Raw genomic sequence first — 18,250 nt, forward strand, 5'->3', positions numbered from 1 at the left:
GCTCAGTCATAGATGGCCTCGATCGCCCAGTGCCCGGCGGCGAGGGAGAGCAGCAGGGCCCGGCCGTCGTCGAGGGAGACCTGGAAGCGGGCGCGGCGACGGGCCTCGGCGGGGGCCCACCAGCGCTCGTCGACCGGCCACGGGCCGGCCCAGCCGGCGATGACGACGGGGGCGGCTGGGCCGATGAGCAGGAAGGTGGGGTCGCCGGTGAGCTCGAGGCGGGCACTGACACCGACGGGACGCCGATCGGCGTCGAGCACGACGGCGGGCAGGGCCTGTGGGAGCACCAGGGCGGGCGCGGGGCGGGGCAGGCGACCGGGCCAGGGCGGCATCGGTACGGGCGGTTTGACGCCTTTACGTCCTCGCTTCTGTCCTTCCTTGCGTGCCACCGCTTCCGGCTGAGACCCGGCTGCACTGCTCCCCCACTCCTCGTCTTTTTCGACCGCGAGCACCTCGGGAGGCGGGCTGGGGAGGGCGACCAGCGCCGGCGGATCGACCAGGGAGACCACCGCCGGTCCGAGCGCCGGCAGCGGAACGGCCGCCTCACCGGTGGGCCGGGCCGGGGTGCGCTCGTCACCCCACGGGACCAGACGCACCTGGTCGTCGGCGGAACGCCCCCCGCCGAGCACGGCCGTCAGCACCGCTTCCGGCCCCAGCAGACCTTGGATGCGGCTCAGGGCGCGGTGGGCCCGTTCGCGTTCGGCGCCGGTGTCGCCCCAGAGGCCGGGTTGCAGGCCGAGGTGGACGAGGACACCGTCGGGGACGAGCCGCAGCCGGACCAGTCCGGCGGTGGGCCGGTTCGGTGCGCCACGCCGGGCGCCGGTGAGCCAGCCGTCGAGCTGCCACCGTACGCGTTCGGCGATGGCCGCGGCCGTGAGCAGGCCCTCGTGCCGCCAGACCCGGTGCAGTTCCTGGCCGTCGGCGGTGACCGCCTCGATGCCGAGCCGGGTGCAGGCCAGCCCGTGCGCGGCGAGCCGCTCGTGCAACCGCTCGGCCAGCACGCGCCCGGCGAACGCGGCGACGTCGACCCGTTCGAGCGGCTCGTCGTAGGTGTCGCTGACGTCCAGGTCGGGTGGCGGCTGCCGTACCGCCAGCGGCCGGTGGTCGAAGCCACCGGCGAGCCGGTGCGCGAGCGCCCCGTCGAACCCGAACCGGGTGAGCACGTCGGAAGCGGGCAGGGCGGCGAAATCGCCGAGGGTCTTGACCCCCAACCGGCGGAGCAGGTCGGCCAGGTCGGGCCGCTCCAGCGCCTCGACGGGCACGGCGGCGAGAAACTCCCGGGTACGCCCGGAGCCGACAATCGTCCCGGACCGCGCGGCCAGCCCGGCGGCGAACACCCCGTCGGCGATGCCCACCTGACTCTCGACGGCACAGGCCTGAGCGACCTGCTCGACGATCCGCTCGGCGGCGAGCTCCTCACCCCCGAAGTACCGGGCCGGCCCCCGCGCGGCCAGCGCACAAGCCCCGGCCCGGATCACCTCGACCCCGACGGCAACCTCCTCGACGGCGGCGACCACCGGCTCGAAAGCCCGGGCATCCCGCCCCGGATCATGATCGACGACCACGAGCTGAGGACACCGGCTCTGCGCCTCCCGCCGCCGCAACCCCCGCCGCACCCCGTCCGCACGGGCGGCTTCGGAACAGGCAAGAACTCTGTTCCCATGGAGAACGGCCACGGCTCCGGAAGCTGGGATCCCCTCGACGATCTCGGCGGCGATGACGGGCCAGTCGGGACACCAGAGGACGAGGGTGCGGACTCCGGCGGTGGTGGGGCTCACGCGTACCCCCCGGCCGCTTCCGGCGGTGTGGACGCCGGCGATTCCGCTGCGGCGGCGCTGGCGGGTGGCCCCGGCCACACTGGCGGTCGCGGCATGGGCGGCTTGCCGGTGCTGTGCGGTGCGGCCCGGTCACGGCCGGGCGGCTGCGGGAGGATCGAGGTGACGGACGCCAGGCTTGTCGCGCCCGCAACGCCAGGAGCCGGCGATGGCTGCTGGACATCGCGTCCGGCTTCGACCGGCTGGTCGGCGGCCGAAAGGACAGCGGCGGGCCGGGACCGGGTGCCGGGCATGGGGTCGTGCGGGGGTACGACGGCGAGTCCCGGCATCCACATGGTGATCTCTTTGGGGCGGGCCGCCGTACCCCGGCCCCGGGCCACGACGGTGACCTTGCGCCGACGCAGCCGGCCGTGCCCCGCGCCGAGGCCCTCCCACCGGCCCTGGGTGACCTGCAGCGTCACATCCGCGCCGTCCCACCGCCCATAGGGCACAAGCACACACCCCCGCTGCCGGGCCCGGGCGACGAGCCGGCTGGTGATCGAAGCCGAAACCTGCCCCGGTACGGCGACAACAACAACATCCACCCCATCGATGAGCGCGGCGACGACGGTGGGCCACTCGGGGCCGGGATCAGGCACAAGCGCAAGCCGATCCAGGGCGATCCCACTCTCCGCGGCAGCCAGCGCGCCGAGCGTGGGTACGCCGACGACGGCACACCAGGAACCGGCGTTGGAGGCGGCGGCGAGCAGGGCCAGGAGTAGAGAGGTGCTTCCTCCTCCGGGCTGCACCGCACCGCCGCCCCGAATGGTGGCGCCGGGGAGGGGCGGTGCGCTCCGCAGCGAGGAGGAACGATCGGCCGTGAATCCCATCCTGGCCGGCGCGTTCGCGGATCCGTCACCGCTTGCGGGTCCGCTTCGACCCGGACCGTTCGCCGATCCGCCACCAACACCGTCGATCGCGGACTCTCTGCCGCCCGGCCCAGCGCCAGGTCCGCTGCCGGCACCGTCGAGCCCGGTTCGCCCAGCCATGAATTCGCCGCCGGCTCCGGCAGCCGCAAAGTCTCCACCGCCCGGCCGATTTGTTGATCCGCTGCCGACGGCGTCGACCTCGGGCGCTCTGCCGCCGGGCCAGGTCGTGACTTCTTCTTGCCGGTCGGATGCGGATCTTGGCGGCCCGCGGCGGGCGGCGCGGGCGGAGGCTTCGCGCTCGTGGGGGCCGGCCGGTGGCGGCGATGGGGTGGGGAGGGCGCCTTGATGGACGGAAGGGCCGGGGGTGATGCCGATCGCGATGGTGGTTCCGCGGCGCAGGCCCCGGCTCGGCAGGAGACTGCTGAGTTCGGGGAGGACCGGCAGCACCCGGTGCGTCCCGAAATCGCCGGTGTCGCTGGCCGGCCGTACCAGATCAGCAAGGGCCGCAGCACCGTTGATCATGCGCCCGGCCATTGTCCGCCCCGTGTGTACACGTGCATTGAAGTTGATCTTTATCGTCACGACTCCGTCGAAGCGACGCCGCGAACGAGGTATGCCACCGGTGACCCGGAGGGCCCGCACCCACCGCCAGCAGCACCCAGCGGTGCGGCAGAGCCCGTGTCGAACAGCCGCCGCCAGCCGGATCCGCGTAGCCCGAGCCGCAGCCGTTACGGAGGCTCACCGGTCTCTGCGCCACCCGGCGGGTGATCGTCGATGGACTGCTGGATGCCATCGAGGCGGTCTGCGACCGGCCGTACCTGGCGAGCAGGCCCGCTCACCCTGAGCGCCGTCGCCACGCGGAACTCCGTTCCGGAGCCGACTGCGATGGCTTCCGGCCGAGGTGGTTGACCACAGCCCGAAGCACCCGACGACCGGGGACAGAGGCGGGAGGGCAGCCGCCGGGCCGCCGCCTAGGCGGCTTCGAGGGTTGGCTGGTAGGCCACGCCGAGGGTGGATTCGACCAGGGAGACGAAGTGCTCCGCCGCGCGCAGCAGGTCGTCCGCCTCGCGGGGGCTGACCACGCGGGGGATGCCGGCTTCGGCTGCGGCCCGCTTGGTCGCGCCCAGGGCGAAGTAGCTGGCCCAGTCGCTGAACTCGGGTGCCACCAGGACCAGGAGGGACCAGGCGCTCGTCACCCGGCTGCGCTTCGTCGGCGCGGCCGGCCTGGCGCGGGCAGCGAGGACCGCTGCGGCTGCGCGCAGTGCCGCGAGGTGGGCTGCGGCGTAGCGCAGGCCGTCCGGGCGGGTGCCGGCCGCTTCCGCCAGGCCTTGGCGGGCTATGGCGAGCAGCTGGGCCGGGGTGCGGTTCGGCAGCAGGTTGGCCGGGACGGTGGGCGCCGTCTGGGCCGCCGCCGTGGGCGCGTGTGCCAGAGGACCGGAGCTCGCCGTCTGACCCGGGATCGGGCCCGGGAAGGCGCTCGGCGGTCTGAGAGTGGGCACCGGGTGGGCCTGGTTGCTCACCATGGTCGTCTCCTCGCGTGTGTCGCATCCGACGTGCTGGTCGAACCGATCCGCTGCAAGAGGAAGAACACAGCGGTTGTGGCAGCCGGCCGGGTGTGAAGCTTCCCCACACCACACCCGGCCGGACTTGCCGGCGGGTCCGTCGCCCGCCGCTCGGGGGTCGAGAACAGCGGACGACGGTCCTGCCTTTGTGCCGGTCCGGACCCGCGAATGCCCGGACCTCGCATGCGGCACTTCGCGGGCGCCGCATCCGGGAGCCCCGCCGCGAACGCGGCTCCCGAGTAGTCAGGCCGGGTGTCCTCCTGGCACAGGAGTTCGAACCAATCGAACACTCGTTCTAACTAAGAATGAGAGTACACCCCGGGTACGACAAAAATGCAACACACGCGAGGGCTCCGGCGGGGTGGTCGGTGGCGGTGGAGATCACCTTGGGCGGGGTGGCCCGTGAAGGTAAGGACTTGCTGGTCAGGACGGGTATGCGGGCCACTCGGAAATTACTGTCCAGGACCGGCGAATCGGTCAGCCGGCAGCTGGCAGCTGGCGGCCGCGCCGGACCCGGCATGAGCCGCACGAGCTGGGCGTGCGGCCGCAGGGCTAGGCCGGCTGAGGCCGAGCCGGGCGAGTAAGCGGGCCGGGCAGGTAAGCGGATCGGCAAGGCCGGGAACGGGCGAGAAGCCCGAACCGACCGACCCCAGCCGTAGTCGGCAAGCTCAATGACACCGCCCAGGATGCTGACCGCGCCGGGCGCTACCGTCGTCGACGGCCGCAGGCCGAGTGACCACCCGGCCCGGCGCTTCCCACCGCGCCCGGACAAGAGTCAGAAGGCAGCAACCCATGACCGTCATCGACAAGATCGCCTGGATCCGCATCGAGAACGGCGCGATCCTCAGCTCCCGGTCCCGCGGCAAGGACGTCTACTACCTTCCCGGCGGGAAGCGGGAGCCCGGCGAGAGCGACATCGACACCCTCGTCCGCGAGATCCGGGAGGAGCTCAGCGTGACCATCACCCCCGGCAGCGCCGAGCATGTCGGGACCTTTGCCGCCCCCGCCCACGGGCATTCCGCCGGGACGGTTGTCCGGATGACCTGTTACACCGCCGACTACCAGGGCGTGCTGCGGCCGGACAGTGAGATCGAGGAGATCGTCTGGCTCACCCATGCCGATCGTCCTCGTGTCTCCCCGGTCGATCAGATCATCTTTGATCACCTGTACGGGACAGCGCGCCTGCGCTGACCTGTGGGGTCAGCCGCCCACGTGGATGCCGGGGCGGCGGGCCGGGTCCGGTTCGCTCTTGCGGATGATCTCGCGGACCACCGGCGCCGTGTCGCCCCGGCCCAGCAGCAGGTAGCGGAACAGGTGCACCAGTGGGCTGCCTTCCGCCCATTCGAAGTAGCAGTGCGGCCGTACCCCGGTCGCGTCGCGCAGGGCGAGCAGGACCGCGGCGATCGCGTTCGGTGCGGCCGGGCTCTGCACCCGCAGGATGCGGTACGGGCCCACCTGTTCGCCGTGCACGCGCAGGACCTCGCTGAACTCCGACGGGTCGATCACCTTGATCTCCAGGAACAGGATGTCGGCCGCCCCCGGGACCGGGTTCATGCCGCGTTGTTCGCGTTCCTTGGCCGCGTACTCCTGCTCGTCGCCGGCCTGCCGGCGGTTGGCGACCAGGTTGAGCTCGCCGTCGTGCTCGACCGACTCCGCGATGAAGCGGCGGGCCGGCTCGTCGAACTCGATGCGGTCCGCCCGCAGCTCGGTGGTGCGGGTGACGCGGGAGATCAGCGAGACCACGATGATCGCGGCCACGAAGACCGCCGAGATCGCGATGCCGTCCGGTTTCTCCACGATGTTCTCGGCCAGGGCGTACAGCAGGATCAGCGTCAGGATCGTGAAGCCGATCGCCGCTTGGCGCCGGCGGCGGCGGACCGCCGAGATCGCCACGGCCACCGCGCCCGAGACCATCATGGCCAGGATGCCGGTGGCGTACGCGCCCGCCTGCGCGTTCACGTCCGCTTGGAAGACGATGGTGATGCCGATGCTGATCGCCGTGTAGACCAGCACGACCGGCCGGATGGCGCGGGCCCATTCCGGGGCCATGCCGTAGCCGGGCAGGTAGCGCGGCACGATGTTGATCAGGCCGGCCATCGCCGACGCGCCCGCGAACCACAGGATCAGGATGCTGCTGATGTCGTACGCGGTGCCGAGGAGCTCGCCCAGCTTCTCGTGGGCCAGGTAGGCCAGCGCCCGCCCGTTGGCCTGCCCGCCCGCCTCGAACTCGGCCGGTGGGATCAGCACGGTGGTCACGAAGCTCGTCGCGATCAGGTAGACGCTCATGATCAGCGCCGCGGTGGTGAGCAGTTTGCGGGTGTTGCGGACCCGGGACCTCATCCGTTCCGCGGGCGACCCGCCGGACGCCGCGATCAGCGGCATCATGCTGACCCCGGTCTCGAAGCCGGACAGGCCCAGCACCAGCGCCGGGAACGCCAGCACGGACGGGCCGAGCAGGTCGAAGAAGCTGGTGCCGTGGGCGCCGAGCGCGTCCACCCAGGCCGACAGCGCGCCCGCGGTGGTGAACACGTCGGCCAGGCCGACCACGGTGATCACCGCGTTCAGGCCGAGGAAGACCACCACCAGCGGGATGGCGACCTTGACGGCCTCGGAGAAGCCGAGCAGGAAGACGAAGCCGAGGATGAGCAGCAGCACGATGGTGATCGGCACCGCGTGGCCGTGCAGGAAGCCCGGCAGGTACGGGTTCTCCGACATGTGCACGGTGGCGTCGGCGGCCGACAGGGTGATCGTGACGATCCACGAGGTGACCACGAAGCCGAGCAGGACCAGCACGAACAGTTTGCCGCGCCAGAACGGCAGCAGATTTTCCAGCATCGCGACCGAGCCCTGGCCGTGCGGGCTCTCCTGGGCCACCCGCCGGTACATCGGGAGCATGCCGAGCAGGGTCAGCGCCACGATCAGCAGGGTGGCCAGCGGGGACAGCGCCCCGGCGGCCAGCGCCGCGATGGCCGGCAGGTACGACAGGGTGGAGAAGTAGTCCACGCCGGTCAGCGCCATGACCTTCCACCAGGGCTGCGGGTGCGAGCCCTCGGCGGCCTCCGGTCCGACCGGCTGCACCCGGTGTGCGAGCAGCCAGCGGGTGACAGTGTGTGCCGGCGGCGGCGCCTGGACGGGACTGTCCACGGATGCCGGCACGACGATCTCGGTGCTCATCGATCTCTTTTCGCCGGATCGGCACCTAACCGATCACGATGCCAGGATGCACGATGGGTGGTACCCCGCCGACATGAGGAGCGACACATGCCACGCACGTTCGTGATCACCGGAGCCAGTTCGGGCGTGGGCCTGGCCGCCGCCCGGCAGCTCGCCGCGCGGGGTGAGCAGGTGGTCGTGGTCGGCCGTGATCCGGGCCGGCTGGGCGCCGCGATGGCCGCCGTACGAGCTGCCGCCACCGGGCCCGAGCCGGCCGAGTTCCGCGCCGACTTCAACTCCCTCGACGAGGTGCGGGGGCTGGCCGCCGAGCTGCTGGCCGCGTACCCGAAGATCGACGTCCTGGCCAACAACGCCGGCGGCATGGTGGCGTCCTATGTCCGCACCGCGGACGGCTTCGAGGCCACCATCCAGGGCAACCATCTGGCGCCGTTCCTGCTCACCCACCTGCTGCGCGGGGCGCTCGACGGTGGCCGGGTGGTCAACACGGCGTCGCGGGCGCACCAGCGCGCCCGGCTGGACCCGGAGGATTTCACCGGCTCGGCCGACAAGTACAGCTCGTGGCGCGCCTACGGGGCCAGCAAGGCCGCGAACATCCTGTTCGCCGCCGAGGCGGCCCGGCGCTGGCCGGAGATCACCTCGGTGTCGTTCCATCCGGGTGTGGTGCGCAGCAACTTCGGCGTCGGCGCGGCGACGAAGTTCTTCTACCGGTTCGCGCCGTTCCTGACCACGCCCGAGCAGGCCGGCGACCTGCTGACCTGGCTGAGCACGGCCGAGGTCGCCGACGGGGCCTACTACGTGGGGCACAAGGTGACCCGGCCGGACACCGTGGCCGCCGACCCCGCGGTGGCCGCCCGGCTGTGGGAGGCCAGCGCCGCGGCGGTGGGTGTGCGCGCCGCCGGATAACGGATATCCGGGCCTTCGTCGGCCTTCTCACTAACCCCTGCCCAGCGGGCGGAACCATTTGTACGTTGACGTCCGTGCGCCCCCGCGTCTCCCCCACCCCGCGCTGGTGGGCGCCCACCGCGCGGGCCGCGGCCGGGTTGAGCCTGGTGGTCGTCACCGTCCTGTGGGCCCGCGGCGGCATCGCGGACCTGACCGCCGGGGGCCGGCCGGCGGCGGGCGCGGCGGGCCGGCTGGCTGCCCTGTGGTCGGCCGACCTGCTGCTCCTGCAAGTGTTGTTGATGGCCCGGATCCCGCTGGTGGAACGGGCTTTCGGCCAGGACACCCTGACCCGCTGGCATCGCCGCACCGGCTTCGCCTCGTTCCAGCTGCTGCTCGCGCACGTCGTGCTGGCCACCGGGAGCCGGGCGCCGGTCCGCCGCTTCGCCGCGTTCGTCGCCGGCGATCCCGGGATGCTGCTGGCGGTGGCCGCGCTGGCCGCCCTGGTCCTGGTGGTCGTCACCTCGGTGCGCGCGGCCCGGCGCCGCTTGCGCTACGAGTCGTGGCATCTCCTCCACCTGTACGCGTACCTGGGTGTCGCCCTGGCGTTGCCGCACGAGCTGACGGCGGGCCGGGACTTCACCGCGAGCCCGGCCGCGCGCGCGTACTGGTGTGCGCTCTACGCGGCCGCCGCCGGCAGCGTCCTGATCTTCCGGCTCGGCACGCCGTTGTGGCGCACGGCCCGGCACCGCCTGCGCGTCGACCACGTGGTCCCCGAGGCCCACGGCCTGGTCTCGGTCTACCTGCACGGTCGCCGGCTCGACCGCCTGCCGGTGCGCGCCGGGCAGTTCTTCGTGTGGCGCTTCCTGGACGGCCGCGGCTGGTCCCGGGGCAACCCGTTCTCGCTGTCCGGGCCACCCCGCGGCGACCAGCTGCGGATCACCGTCAAAGGTCTCGGCGACGGCAGCGCCCGGGTGGCCACGCTCGCGCCGGGGACGCGGGTGCTGATCGAGGGACCGTACGGGCGGCTCACCGCCGAGTCGTACCGCGGCGGGCCGGTGACGATGCTGGCCTGCGGGGTCGGCATCACGCCGCTGCTCGCGCTGCTCTGGGACCTGCCGTACGGCCACGGGCAGGCGACTCTGGTCTACCGCGCCCGGCACGCCGCCGAGGTGGCGTTCCTGGACGAGCTCGAATGGCTGGCCCAGCGCCGCGGCGTCCGGCTGGTCCCGCTGATCGGGCCGCGCGCCCACCCGACGTCGTGGCTGCCGGCGGAGTACGCGGACTACACGGACGCCGAGGCGTTGCGGGAGATCGCCCCCGACCTGGCCGACCACGACTTGTACCTGTGCGGCCCGGACCGGTGGACGGACGCGGTGCGCGCGGCGGCCCGGGCGGTCGGGGTGCCCGCCGCCCACCTGCACCGGGAACGATTCAGCTGGTGAACAATGAGCGGATGGAGAGCCATCCCAACGTGCTGGCCGTGCAGGCCGCCCTGGAGAACGCCGATGCCCGGACCACCGACGGCAGTGCGCCGCGCATGGTGGTTTTCGACGAGGGTGTGCACACCGCCGCCGCCGCGGCCGCCGCTCTCGGGGTCGAGGTCGGGCAGATCGCCAACTCGCTGATCTTCGACGCCGACGGGGAGCCGCTGCTGGTGCTCACCTCGGGCGCGCACCGGGTCGACACCGGGAAGGTCGCCGCGGCGCTGGGGGTGGCCAAGCTCGGGCGGGCCACTCCCGAGTTCGTCCGGGCGCACACCGGGCAGGCGATCGGCGGGGTCGCTCCGCTGGGACACCCGAAACCGGTGCGCACGCTGGTCGACACCGCGCTCGCGCAGTATCCGGAGATCTGGGCGGCGGGCGGCGTACCGCAGGTGGTCTTCCCGATCACCTACGCCGAGCTGCTGCGGGTCACCGGCGGCACCGCCACCGAGGTGGCCTGAGCGACACCGGCCCGCAGCAGGAGGCCGGCCGCCGTCAGGGAGACCGTGGCGGTGGCGAGCAGGACGACGGCCAGCGGCGTGGCGTCGGTGATCCCGGCCAGGCCCGCCAGCGGGGAGACCAGGCCCGCCACGGCGAAGGTGGCGAACCCGTAGACCGAGGTCGCGGTGCCGGACCGGGCGCCCTGGCCGTGCAGGGCCAGGCCCGCCGCTCCGGCGAAGCAGCCGCCGCAGCCGGCCACGAACAGCCACAGGCAGGGCAGCAGCCCGGCGAGTCCGGCGTGCGCCCATTGCAGCGGCACGATCGCGGCCGCGGCCGCCAGGGTCACCGCCGTGCAGCCGGCCAGCACCCGGCCCGGCCCGGCCCGGCGGGTGAGCATCGAGCTGAGCTGGACGCCCGCCACCAGGCCGAGGGAGTTGAGCAGGAAGACAACGGCGTAGGTACGGGCGCTGAGGCCGTACACCTCCCGCAGGAGGGTCGGTGACGCGGCGACGTACGCGTAGACCCCGGCGAAGGTCATACTGCCGCTGACCGTGGCCAGCCGGAAGCCGTGGTCGGCACCGACCGCCCGCAGCCGGGCCCGGAGGGGCACCGGTTCGGGCGGGGGTTTCGCGGTCTCCGGCACGATCAGCAACGCCGCGACGAGCAGCGTGGCCGAGCCCGCGGCGAGCAGGCCGAAGATGCCCCGCCAGCCGGCCACATCCAGCAGCTCGGCGCCGGCCACCGGGGCGAGCAGGGGCGCGACGGTCTCCACGAGGGTGACCCGGGACAGCAGCACGACCAGGGTGCGCCCGTCGGCCACATCCCGGATGATCGCCAGCACGAGCACCGCGCTGCCCGCCGCGCCCACGCCCTGGACGAACCGGCAGGTCGCCAGCACCTCGACCGAGGGGGCGAGGGCGCAGCCGATCGTCGCCAGCAGGTGCAGCACAGTGGACAGCAGCAGCGGTTTGCGCCGCCCGACCCGGTCGCTCCACGCGCCCACCACCGCCTGCCCCAGCGCCAGGCCGAGGGTCATGCCCGCCAGCGTGAGCTGCACCGCCCCGGCGGAGGTGTCCAGATCCTGACGCAGAGCCGGGAACGCCGGCAGATACAGGTCGATCGAGAGCGGGCCGAGGGCCGCCAGCAACCCCAGCACCAACACGGGCAGCGCCGTCATCCCGCCTCCTTCACACCACCGTAGGCGTTTGGATGGTGTGATGCTCGCCAACGGTGGTCACACCTGTCAAGGCGTTACGCTGGTGTGAATCACGAGGAGGTGGCCGGTGCCCGCAGCGGGAGCCGTCCGGTTGGTGCGCGACTTCGTCAACACCTACGAGCCGCAGGTCGGGGCCGAAGAGCTGACCACGCCCGAGCAGCTGGGGGAATGGCTCGCCCAGCGGCAGCTGCTGGCCGCCGGCACGCGGCTGCGCCCCGCGGACCTGGCCACCGCGGTGACCGTCCGGGAGGGGCTGCGGGCGGTCCTGCGCACCCACGCCGGCCATCCCGCCGATCCGGCCGCGCTGGCCGCGCTCAATCAGGCCCTGGCGCCCGTACGCCCGGCCTTCACCGCCGACGGATACCGCCTGCTCGCCGCCGGCGGACCGGCGTTCGACCGGGCGCTGGCCGCTCTGATCGACGCGGTCCGGCAGGCCGCCGAGGACGGTACGTGGACCCGCCTCAAGGTCTGCGAGCGCGACACCTGCCGCTGGGCCTTCTACGACGATTCCCGCAACCGGGTACGCCGCTGGTGCTCGATGGCCGGCTGCGGCAACCACGTCAAGATGCGCCGCGCGTACACCGCCCGGACCCGGCGGCGCCGGGGCGAGCAGGCCGACACGCCGCCGGCGACGTAGCGTGGCTCCCATGATTGACGTCCCGCCACTGGTCACCCTGCACGTGTGGCGGGTTCCGGGCCGGGCCCTGGGCAGTGCGTTGCTGCGCATGGCGCTCGATCGGCGGCGGCTGCGCGCGCTGCCCGGCGTACGGTTCGGCAAGCTGCTCGGCACCGGGACCGGCACCGGCTTCGGACCCGGCGACGCCGATCTGACCCGGTACGCCGCCGTGGTCGCCTGGGACGATCCGGCCGGCGGACAGCTCGGACCGGTCGGCGCCGCCTGGGACGCGCTGGCCGCGGGGTCCGCCCGGGTCGAGCTGACCCCGCTGACCAGCCGCGGGCAGTGGTCCGGGCAGACCCCGTTCGGCGCGCCCTCCGGCGGGCGGACCGACGCCCCGGTGCTGGCGCTGACCCGGGCCCGGCTGCGCCCGGTACGCGCGCTCACGTTCTGGCGGGCCGTGCCTCCGGTGGCGCGTGAGCTCGCCGCGGCGCCCGGCCTGCTGGCCCGGTTCGGCATCGGGGAGGCGCCGCTCGGCTGGCAGGGCACGGTCAGTGTCTGGCGCACCGAGGCGGATCTGACCGGGTTCGCGTACCGTCAGCCGGAGCATCGCGCCGTGGTGCGGCGCACCCCGGCCGCCCGGTGGTACGCCGAGGAGCTGTTCGCCCGGTTCGCGGTGCGCGGCATCAGTGGCGACAAAGCCGTCCTGGGCTGGCAAGATGTTGCCCGGCGAGAAGGAGAGCGATGAGGCTCGTTCCCTGGCAGCCGGACGACATGCTCCGGCGGCTGGACGACGTGGTCAGCGTGTACGGCGAGGCGATGGGCTACCGCGCCGAGCTGCTGCAGACCCGGCGCGGGTACATCGGTGCCCACGTGCGCCGGGCCGGTTTCCGTGCCGTCGCCACCCTCACCACCGACGGCCACCTCGCGGGCTTCGGCTACGGCTACTCGTCCGGGCCCGGCCAGTGGTGGCACGACCAGGTCCGCGCCGCGCTGGACGAGCCCGGGCGCCGGCACTGGCTCGGTGACTGCTTCGAGGTGGTCGAGCTGCACGTCAAACCCAGCGCGCAGGGCCACGGCATCGGCGCCCGGCAGCTGCGCGCGTTGCTGTCGATGGCCGACGGCTCGACCGTGCTGCTGTCCACCCCCGAGGCCGACGAGCAGAAGTCGCGGGCCTGGCGGCTGTACCGGCGCTTCGGCTTCTCCGACGTGCTGCGCGACTTCATCTTCCCCGGTGACGAGCGGGCGTTCGCGATCCTCGGGCGGGAGCTGCCGCTGGCCGGCCGCCCGGCGACCGAGGACGTGCCCGGGATCGTCGGCATCTGACAGTGAGTCGCGTAGTCCCCTGGGTGCTGCTCGGCGCCCTGATCCTGACCCAGATCTGCTATCCGCTGACCGGCGGCGGCCTGCGCGCCGGCCTCACCGTGCTGACCGTCGTGCTGGGCTATCTGCTGTCGGTCTCGCACGCGCTGCTGACCCGGGGCGTCCGGGCGGCCGCCGCGCTCATCGCGACCGCCACCCTGGGCGGCTTCGCCGTGGAGGCGATCGGGGTGGCGACCGGGTTCCCGTTCGGCACCTACGACTACTCCGGCCAGCTCGGGCCCAAGCTGCTCGGCGTACCGCTGATCATCCCGTTGGCCTGGACCTGGATGGCCTGGCCGGCCTGGCTGGCCGCGCTGCGGCTGGCCCGCTCCAGGCCGGCGCGGATCGCGCTGGCCGCGGCCGGGCTCGCGGCCTGGGACCTGTTCCTCGACCCGCAGATGGTCGCCGAGGGTTACTGGACCTGGGATTCCCCCACGCCCGCGCTACCCGGCGTGCCCGGCATCCCGATCGGCAACTATCTGGGCTGGCTGGGCTTCGCGGTGCTGCTGATGGCCGGGCTGGCCGCCGCCGCGGGGCGGCGCGCCGCGGTGGTCCTGCCGGGCGACACACCGATGCTCGCGCTCTGGTGGTGGACGTACGCTTCCTCCGTGCTCGCCCACGCCGTCTTCCTCGGCCTGCCGGCCTCGGCGCTGTGGGGCGGCGTGCTCATGGGCGCGATCGTGCTGCCGCTGGCCGTGCGGCGGATCCGTCAGCCGGTGCCGGCATGAGGTGGCTGGCGCTGCTCCCGCTGGTCGCGCTGACCACCCACACGATCGTCAACGCGGCGCGGCTGCGCCGCCCGCGCACCGGGGCGACGACCACCGAACGGGTCGCCGTGCTGCTGCCGCTGCGCGACGAGGCGGACCGCGTGACGCCGTGCCTGCAGGCGCTGCTGGGCCAGTCCGGCGTGCCGCACCTGGAGATCCTCGTGCTCGACGACGGCTCGACCGACGGCACGGCCGAGGTGGTGCGGGCGGTCGCCGGCGACAAGGTACGGCTGCTGACCGGCGCGCCCCTGCCGGCCGGCTGGCTCGGCAAACCGCACGCGTGCGCGCAACTCGCATCCGCGGCCGGCGACGTGGACGTACTGGTTCTTGTGGACGCCGACGTGGTGCTGGCCCCGGGGGCGATCGCCGGCGGGGTCGAGCTGCTGCGCTCGGCCGGGGTGCAGCTGCTGTCGCCGTACCCCCGGATCGTCGGGGCCGGGCGGCTCGTGCAGCCGCTGCTGCAGTGGTCGTGGCTGACCTTCCTGCCTTTGCGGGCGATGGAACGCTCGCCGCGGCCGTCGCTGGCGGCGGCCGGCGGCCAGTGGCTCGTGCTGGACCGGGCGGGCTACGAGCGGGCCGGCGGGCACGCGGCGGTGCGGGACGACGTGCTGGAGGACATCGGGCTGGCCCGGGCGGTCAAACGCGCCGGCGGCCGGATCGCCCTCGCCGACGGCTCGGCGCTGGCGGATTGCCTGATGTACACCTCGTGGCGGGAGCTGCGCGACGGCTACAGCAAGTCGATGTGGGCGTCCTTCGGGTCGCCGGCCGGGGCTGCCGCGGTGGTCGGGCTGCTGGTGCTGCTCTACGCCGTGCCGCCGGTGGCCGCCGTGGTCTTCCTGGCCGCCGGGGCTGTGGAGCCGGCCGGGTGGGCGCTGGCGGCGTACCTGCTCGGGGTGGTGGGCCGAGTGGTCGCGGCCCGGGCGACCGGCGGCCGGGCCTGGCCCGACGCCTTGGCCCAGCCGGTTTCGATCCTGCTCTTCGCCGCTCTGGTGGTGCGCTCGTTCGCGCTGCGGCGGCGCGGAGCGCTCTCCTGGCGGGGGCGGCCGGTATGAGCGACATCGTGGTCATCGGTGCTGGAGTGGGAGGCCTGGCCGCCGCCGCGCGGCTGGCCGCCGCCGGGCACCGGGTGACCGTGCACGAGCGGGCGGCCGAGGTCGGCGGCAAACTCGGCCGGTACGAGCGTGACGGCTTCCGCTTCGACACCGGCCCCAGCCTGCTCACCCTGCCGCAGGTCTTCGCCGACCTGGGCCTGGAGCTGTCCCCGGTGGCGCTGGACCCGGTGGTGCGCCACCACTTTCCCGACGGCTCGGTGCTCGACTCCTCGTCCGACCCGCAGGTGTTCCGGGAACGCATCGAGGCCGCTTTCGGGGCTGCCGCCGGCGCGGACTGGGCGCGGTTCTGGGTGCGCGCCGAGCGGATCTGGCGCGCCTCCTGGCGGTCGGTGCTGCAGCGCGAGGTCACCCCGGCGTCGCTGGCCGCGCTGTCCTGGCGGGTCGGTGACCTGGCGGCCATCGCGCCCGGGCGCTCACTGCGGTCGCTGGGCCGGCACTATCTGCGGGACCCGCGGCTGCGCATGATGCTGGACCGCTATGCGACCTACACCGGCGCCGATCCGCGCCGGGCCCCCGCGGCGCTGGCCGCGATCCCGTACGCGGAGCTGGCCTTCGGCGGCTGGTATCTCGCCGGCGGGCTCGGGGTGCTGGCCACGGCGCTGCTCGACCGCTGCCGCTCGCTGGGGGTGCGGGTCGTGACGTCCTCACCGGTCGAGCGGATCTGCTCGACCGCGGGGCGGGCCACCGGCGTACGGCTGGGCTCGGGCGAGGTGGTCCCGGCCGACGTGGTGGTGGCCAATGTGGACGCGCTGTCGGTGTACCGCGATCTGCTGCCGGCGCCGTCCCGACTCGGCGGCCTGGCCGCTCGCAGCCTGGCGGGCTTCGTCCTGCTGCTCGGCGTCCGCGGGCAGACACCCGAGCTGGCGCACCACACCGTGTTCTTCCCCAGCGACTACGACGCCGAGTTCGACGCCGTCTTCGGCTCCCCCGGCACCGGCGAGCGGGCCCGGCCGCCCTCGGATCCGACCGTCTTCGTGACCCGGGCGGCGGATCCCGCGGTGGGCCCGCCCGGCACCGAGGCCTGGTTCGTGCTGGTCAACGCGCCCCGGCACGGCACATCGTTCGGGGCGGTCGACTGGCGGCGGCCCGGCCTGGCCGACGCCTACGGGCGGCACATCCTGGACGTGCTGGCCGCGCGCGGGCTGGACGTGCGGGACCGGCTGCTGTTCACCGAGACCCGCACCCCGGCGGATCTGGCGGAGGCCGCGGCCGCACCGGGCGGCGCGATCTACGGTACGGCGGGCGGGCTGACCCGCCCGGCGAACCGTGGCCCGCTGGCCGGGCTGTTCCTGGTCGGCGGCTCCACCCATCCGGGCGGCGGACTGCCCATGGTGACCCTCTCGGCGAAGATCGTCGCGGACGAGATCGGACCGGCATGACAGCCGCCTTCAGTGCCTTCGTCGCGGAGCGGGCGATCCCGCTCGGCACGACCGATCCGGCGGCGCCGCTGGACGACCTGGAACCCCTGGTGGAGATCCTGCGGGACGCGCGCGTGGTCGCCATCGGCGAGAGCGCCCATCACGTCCGCGAGTACTACCTGTGGCGGCACCGGCTGCTGCGGTTCCTGGCCGAGCGGTGCGGCTTCACGGTCTTCGCGATGGAGTCCGGCTTCAGCGAGGGCCTGGCCGTGGCCGACTGGGTCCGGGGCGGGCCGGGTGACCTCGACGAGCTGGCCGAGCACGGGATCACGTACCGGATGGGCCGGTGCCCGGAGATGCGTGACCTGCTGCGCTGGATGCGGTCGTCGCCGCTGCCGCTGCGGTTCAGCGGAGTGGACGTGCCCGGCTCGACCGCCTCTCCCCTGCCGGCCCTGGACAGCCTGCGGCGTTACCTGGGCAAGGTGGACGCGGACGCGCTGCCCCTGGTCGACCGGATCGCCGAGTACGCCCGGGCCTACGCCGGGGAGCACACGCTGCTCGCGTACCGGGCCTATGCGGCGATCGACGGCGTGGACCGGGACCGGGCCACCGCGCTGCTGGCCGACCTGACCACCCGCTTCGACGCGCTGGCCGTGGACTACACGGCGGCCGCCGGTGCGGGGGCGTACCGGACAGCCCGGCACGAGCTGCGGCTGGCGTGCCTGCTGGACCAGGGGCTGCGCAGCTTCACGGCGGACTTCAGCCACCCGAAGGTGGCCGCCCGCGACCGTGGCATGGCCGAGACCGTCTTCCACCTGCTCGACCCGGACGCGAAGATCGTGCTGGCCGCGCACAACACGCACATTCAGCGCACCCCGGTGCGCACTCCCACGTTCGCGTTGTCCGCCATGGGTCACCATCTGGCGGACCGCCTCGGCGGGCAGTACGTGGCGATGGCGGTGACCGCGCAGGCGGGCCGGACCTCCGCGCGCCGGGCCGACCCGGACGCACCGGGCGGCGTCGCCGTGACCAGCGAGAATCTGCCGCCGGCCCCCGCGGACAGTGTGGAGGCCGCGTTCCTGCCGTCGGCCGGGCCGGCCCTGGTGGATCTGCGGGCGGCGCGGGAGCGGATGAGCGGGCCGGAGAAGATCCGCCTGTCGGAGACCTTCCTGGACACGCCGGTGCTGGACGCCTACGACCTCGTGGTGAGCCTGCCGGAGATCAGCACCACGTCACGGTAGGCCGCGGACGGCGGTCTCGCCCGCCTCGGTGGGCCGCGAAGCGATGCGGCTGCTGGGCGACCGGGCCGCAGGACTGTCCCGGGACCCGGCCCGCAACACTCCCCTGGAGACGATCGCGCACGTCGGGGCCGTGCTCTACAGCCCTCGGGCGGCCACGCCGGAGCTCCTCACCCGGGCCGCCGAGCGCGGCGCCGAGCGGGTCGTCGTGCTGTCGGCGGCCACGGTGGCGCACCCGGTCGGCGACCCCGATTCATCGCCGAGTTCACTGCGGCGGAGCAGGCGGCGCGGCACTCGGGTCTGGAGTGGACGATCCTGCGGTGCACCGACTTCGCCGCCAACGCGCTGGCCTGGGCGC

At 73.8% G+C, this 18,250-nt stretch carries 15 protein-coding genes and 1 pseudogene; 11 read left to right on the forward strand and 5 right to left on the reverse strand.

Annotated elements, in window-relative coordinates; all coding sequences use genetic code 11:
- Positions 1–2 precede the first annotated feature (2 nt).
- From AB0C12_RS15005 to AB0C12_RS15015, 3 genes and pseudogenes are all read right to left on the reverse strand, one after another.
- A complete protein-coding gene (locus AB0C12_RS15005) occupies positions 3–1,778 on the reverse strand; it encodes a DNA polymerase Y family protein (protein ID WP_360548051.1) in 1,776 nt (591 codons plus the stop codon).
- A gap of 317 nt (positions 1,779–2,095) precedes the next feature.
- Positions 2,096–2,548: pseudogene (locus AB0C12_RS15010) on the reverse strand (hypothetical protein); the annotation flags it as partial.
- Positions 2,549–3,654: 1,106 nt separating this feature from the next.
- Positions 3,655–4,206: an SAV_6107 family HEPN domain-containing protein gene (locus AB0C12_RS15015; protein ID WP_360548053.1), complete on the reverse strand. Its 552-nt coding sequence runs from the start codon at positions 4,204–4,206 to the stop codon at positions 3,655–3,657.
- 831 nt (positions 4,207–5,037) lie between these two features.
- Here AB0C12_RS15015 and AB0C12_RS15020 point away from each other — a divergent pair.
- Complete coding sequence (locus AB0C12_RS15020; protein ID WP_360548054.1) at positions 5,038–5,436, forward strand: NUDIX domain-containing protein; 399 nt, start codon at positions 5,038–5,040, stop codon at positions 5,434–5,436.
- A 9-nt stretch (positions 5,437–5,445) separates the two neighbouring features.
- Here the strand turns inward: AB0C12_RS15020 and AB0C12_RS15025 are convergent, their stop codons facing one another.
- Positions 5,446–7,419, reverse strand: coding sequence for an amino acid transporter (locus AB0C12_RS15025; protein ID WP_360548056.1), 1,974 nt, complete (start codon positions 7,417–7,419; stop codon positions 5,446–5,448).
- Positions 7,420–7,506: 87 nt separating this feature from the next.
- Here AB0C12_RS15025 and AB0C12_RS15030 point away from each other — a divergent pair, with 87 nt between their 5' ends.
- The 3 genes from AB0C12_RS15030 to AB0C12_RS15040 all read left to right on the forward strand — a co-directional run bounded on the left by AB0C12_RS15030 (position 7,507) and on the right by AB0C12_RS15040 (position 10,243).
- The gene (locus tag AB0C12_RS15030) at positions 7,507–8,322 is read left to right on the forward strand and encodes an SDR family NAD(P)-dependent oxidoreductase (protein ID WP_360548058.1); all 816 of its coding nucleotides are present in this window, start codon (positions 7,507–7,509) and stop codon (positions 8,320–8,322) included.
- Between the two features lie 74 nt (positions 8,323–8,396).
- Entirely contained in the window at positions 8,397–9,743 is a 1,347-nt protein-coding gene (locus AB0C12_RS15035; protein WP_360548060.1) for a ferric reductase-like transmembrane domain-containing protein, read from the forward strand.
- 11 nt (positions 9,744–9,754) lie between these two features.
- Positions 9,755–10,243: a YbaK/EbsC family protein gene (locus AB0C12_RS15040; RefSeq protein WP_360548062.1), complete on the forward strand. Its 489-nt coding sequence runs from the start codon at positions 9,755–9,757 to the stop codon at positions 10,241–10,243.
- On the opposite strand, the gene AB0C12_RS15045 is transcribed toward AB0C12_RS15040, so the two are convergent.
- A complete protein-coding gene (locus AB0C12_RS15045; RefSeq protein WP_360548064.1) occupies positions 10,192–11,400 on the reverse strand; it encodes a Bcr/CflA family efflux MFS transporter in 1,209 nt (402 codons plus the stop codon). The genes AB0C12_RS15040 and AB0C12_RS15045 overlap by 52 nt on opposite strands.
- A gap of 106 nt (positions 11,401–11,506) precedes the next feature.
- Between AB0C12_RS15045 and AB0C12_RS15050 the strand changes: the two genes are divergently transcribed.
- The 7 genes from AB0C12_RS15050 to AB0C12_RS15080 are packed head-to-tail and all read left to right on the forward strand — an operon-like array spanning position 11,507 to position 17,895.
- Complete coding sequence (locus tag AB0C12_RS15050) at positions 11,507–12,076, forward strand: CGNR zinc finger domain-containing protein (protein ID WP_360548066.1); 570 nt, start codon at positions 11,507–11,509, stop codon at positions 12,074–12,076.
- Between the two features lie 10 nt (positions 12,077–12,086).
- Entirely contained in the window at positions 12,087–12,803 is a 717-nt protein-coding gene (locus AB0C12_RS15055) for a monooxygenase (RefSeq protein ID WP_360548068.1), read from the forward strand.
- A complete protein-coding gene (locus tag AB0C12_RS15060) occupies positions 12,800–13,381 on the forward strand; it encodes a GNAT family N-acetyltransferase (protein WP_360548070.1) in 582 nt (193 codons plus the stop codon). The genes AB0C12_RS15055 and AB0C12_RS15060 overlap by 4 nt, the downstream gene beginning before the upstream one ends.
- A complete protein-coding gene (locus tag AB0C12_RS15065) occupies positions 13,378–14,145 on the forward strand; it encodes a carotenoid biosynthesis protein (RefSeq protein ID WP_360549018.1) in 768 nt (255 codons plus the stop codon). The genes AB0C12_RS15060 and AB0C12_RS15065 overlap by 4 nt, the downstream gene beginning before the upstream one ends.
- Positions 14,142–15,236: a glycosyltransferase gene (locus AB0C12_RS15070; RefSeq protein WP_360548072.1), complete on the forward strand. Its 1,095-nt coding sequence runs from the start codon at positions 14,142–14,144 to the stop codon at positions 15,234–15,236. The genes AB0C12_RS15065 and AB0C12_RS15070 overlap by 4 nt, the downstream gene beginning before the upstream one ends.
- A complete protein-coding gene (crtI, locus tag AB0C12_RS15075; RefSeq protein WP_360548074.1) occupies positions 15,233–16,675 on the forward strand; it encodes a phytoene desaturase family protein in 1,443 nt (480 codons plus the stop codon). Before AB0C12_RS15070 ends, crtI begins: the two co-directional genes overlap by 4 nt.
- A complete protein-coding gene (locus AB0C12_RS15080; RefSeq protein ID WP_360548076.1) occupies positions 16,672–17,895 on the forward strand; it encodes an erythromycin esterase family protein in 1,224 nt (407 codons plus the stop codon). Before crtI ends, AB0C12_RS15080 begins: the two co-directional genes overlap by 4 nt.
- Positions 17,896–18,250: the final 355 nt, after the last annotated feature.

Origin of the sequence: Actinoplanes sp. NPDC048967, assembly GCF_040649415.1 — a bacterium.
Taxonomy (GTDB): Bacteria; Actinomycetota; Actinomycetes; order Mycobacteriales; family Micromonosporaceae; genus Actinoplanes.

Bases quoted from the DNA above. Each gene is read 5' to 3' on its own strand.
- AB0C12_RS15015 (WP_360548053.1), bottom strand. From the start codon at position 4,206: ATGGTGAGCAACCAGGCCCACCCGGTGCCCACTCTCAGACCGCCGAGC.
- AB0C12_RS15020 (WP_360548054.1), top strand. From the start codon at position 5,038: ATGACCGTCATCGACAAGATCGCCTGGATCCGCATCGAGAACGGCGCG.
- AB0C12_RS15025 (WP_360548056.1), bottom strand. From the start codon at position 7,419: ATGAGCACCGAGATCGTCGTGCCGGCATCCGTGGACAGTCCCGTCCAG.
- AB0C12_RS15030 (WP_360548058.1), top strand. From the start codon at position 7,507: ATGCCACGCACGTTCGTGATCACCGGAGCCAGTTCGGGCGTGGGCCTG.
- AB0C12_RS15040 (WP_360548062.1), top strand. From the start codon at position 9,755: ATGGAGAGCCATCCCAACGTGCTGGCCGTGCAGGCCGCCCTGGAGAAC.
- AB0C12_RS15045 (WP_360548064.1), bottom strand. From the start codon at position 11,400: ATGACGGCGCTGCCCGTGTTGGTGCTGGGGTTGCTGGCGGCCCTCGGC.
- AB0C12_RS15055 (WP_360548068.1), top strand. From the start codon at position 12,087: ATGATTGACGTCCCGCCACTGGTCACCCTGCACGTGTGGCGGGTTCCG.
- AB0C12_RS15060 (WP_360548070.1), top strand. From the start codon at position 12,800: ATGAGGCTCGTTCCCTGGCAGCCGGACGACATGCTCCGGCGGCTGGAC.
- AB0C12_RS15070 (WP_360548072.1), top strand. From the start codon at position 14,142: ATGAGGTGGCTGGCGCTGCTCCCGCTGGTCGCGCTGACCACCCACACG.
- crtI (WP_360548074.1), top strand. From the start codon at position 15,233: ATGAGCGACATCGTGGTCATCGGTGCTGGAGTGGGAGGCCTGGCCGCC.
- AB0C12_RS15080 (WP_360548076.1), top strand. From the start codon at position 16,672: ATGACAGCCGCCTTCAGTGCCTTCGTCGCGGAGCGGGCGATCCCGCTC.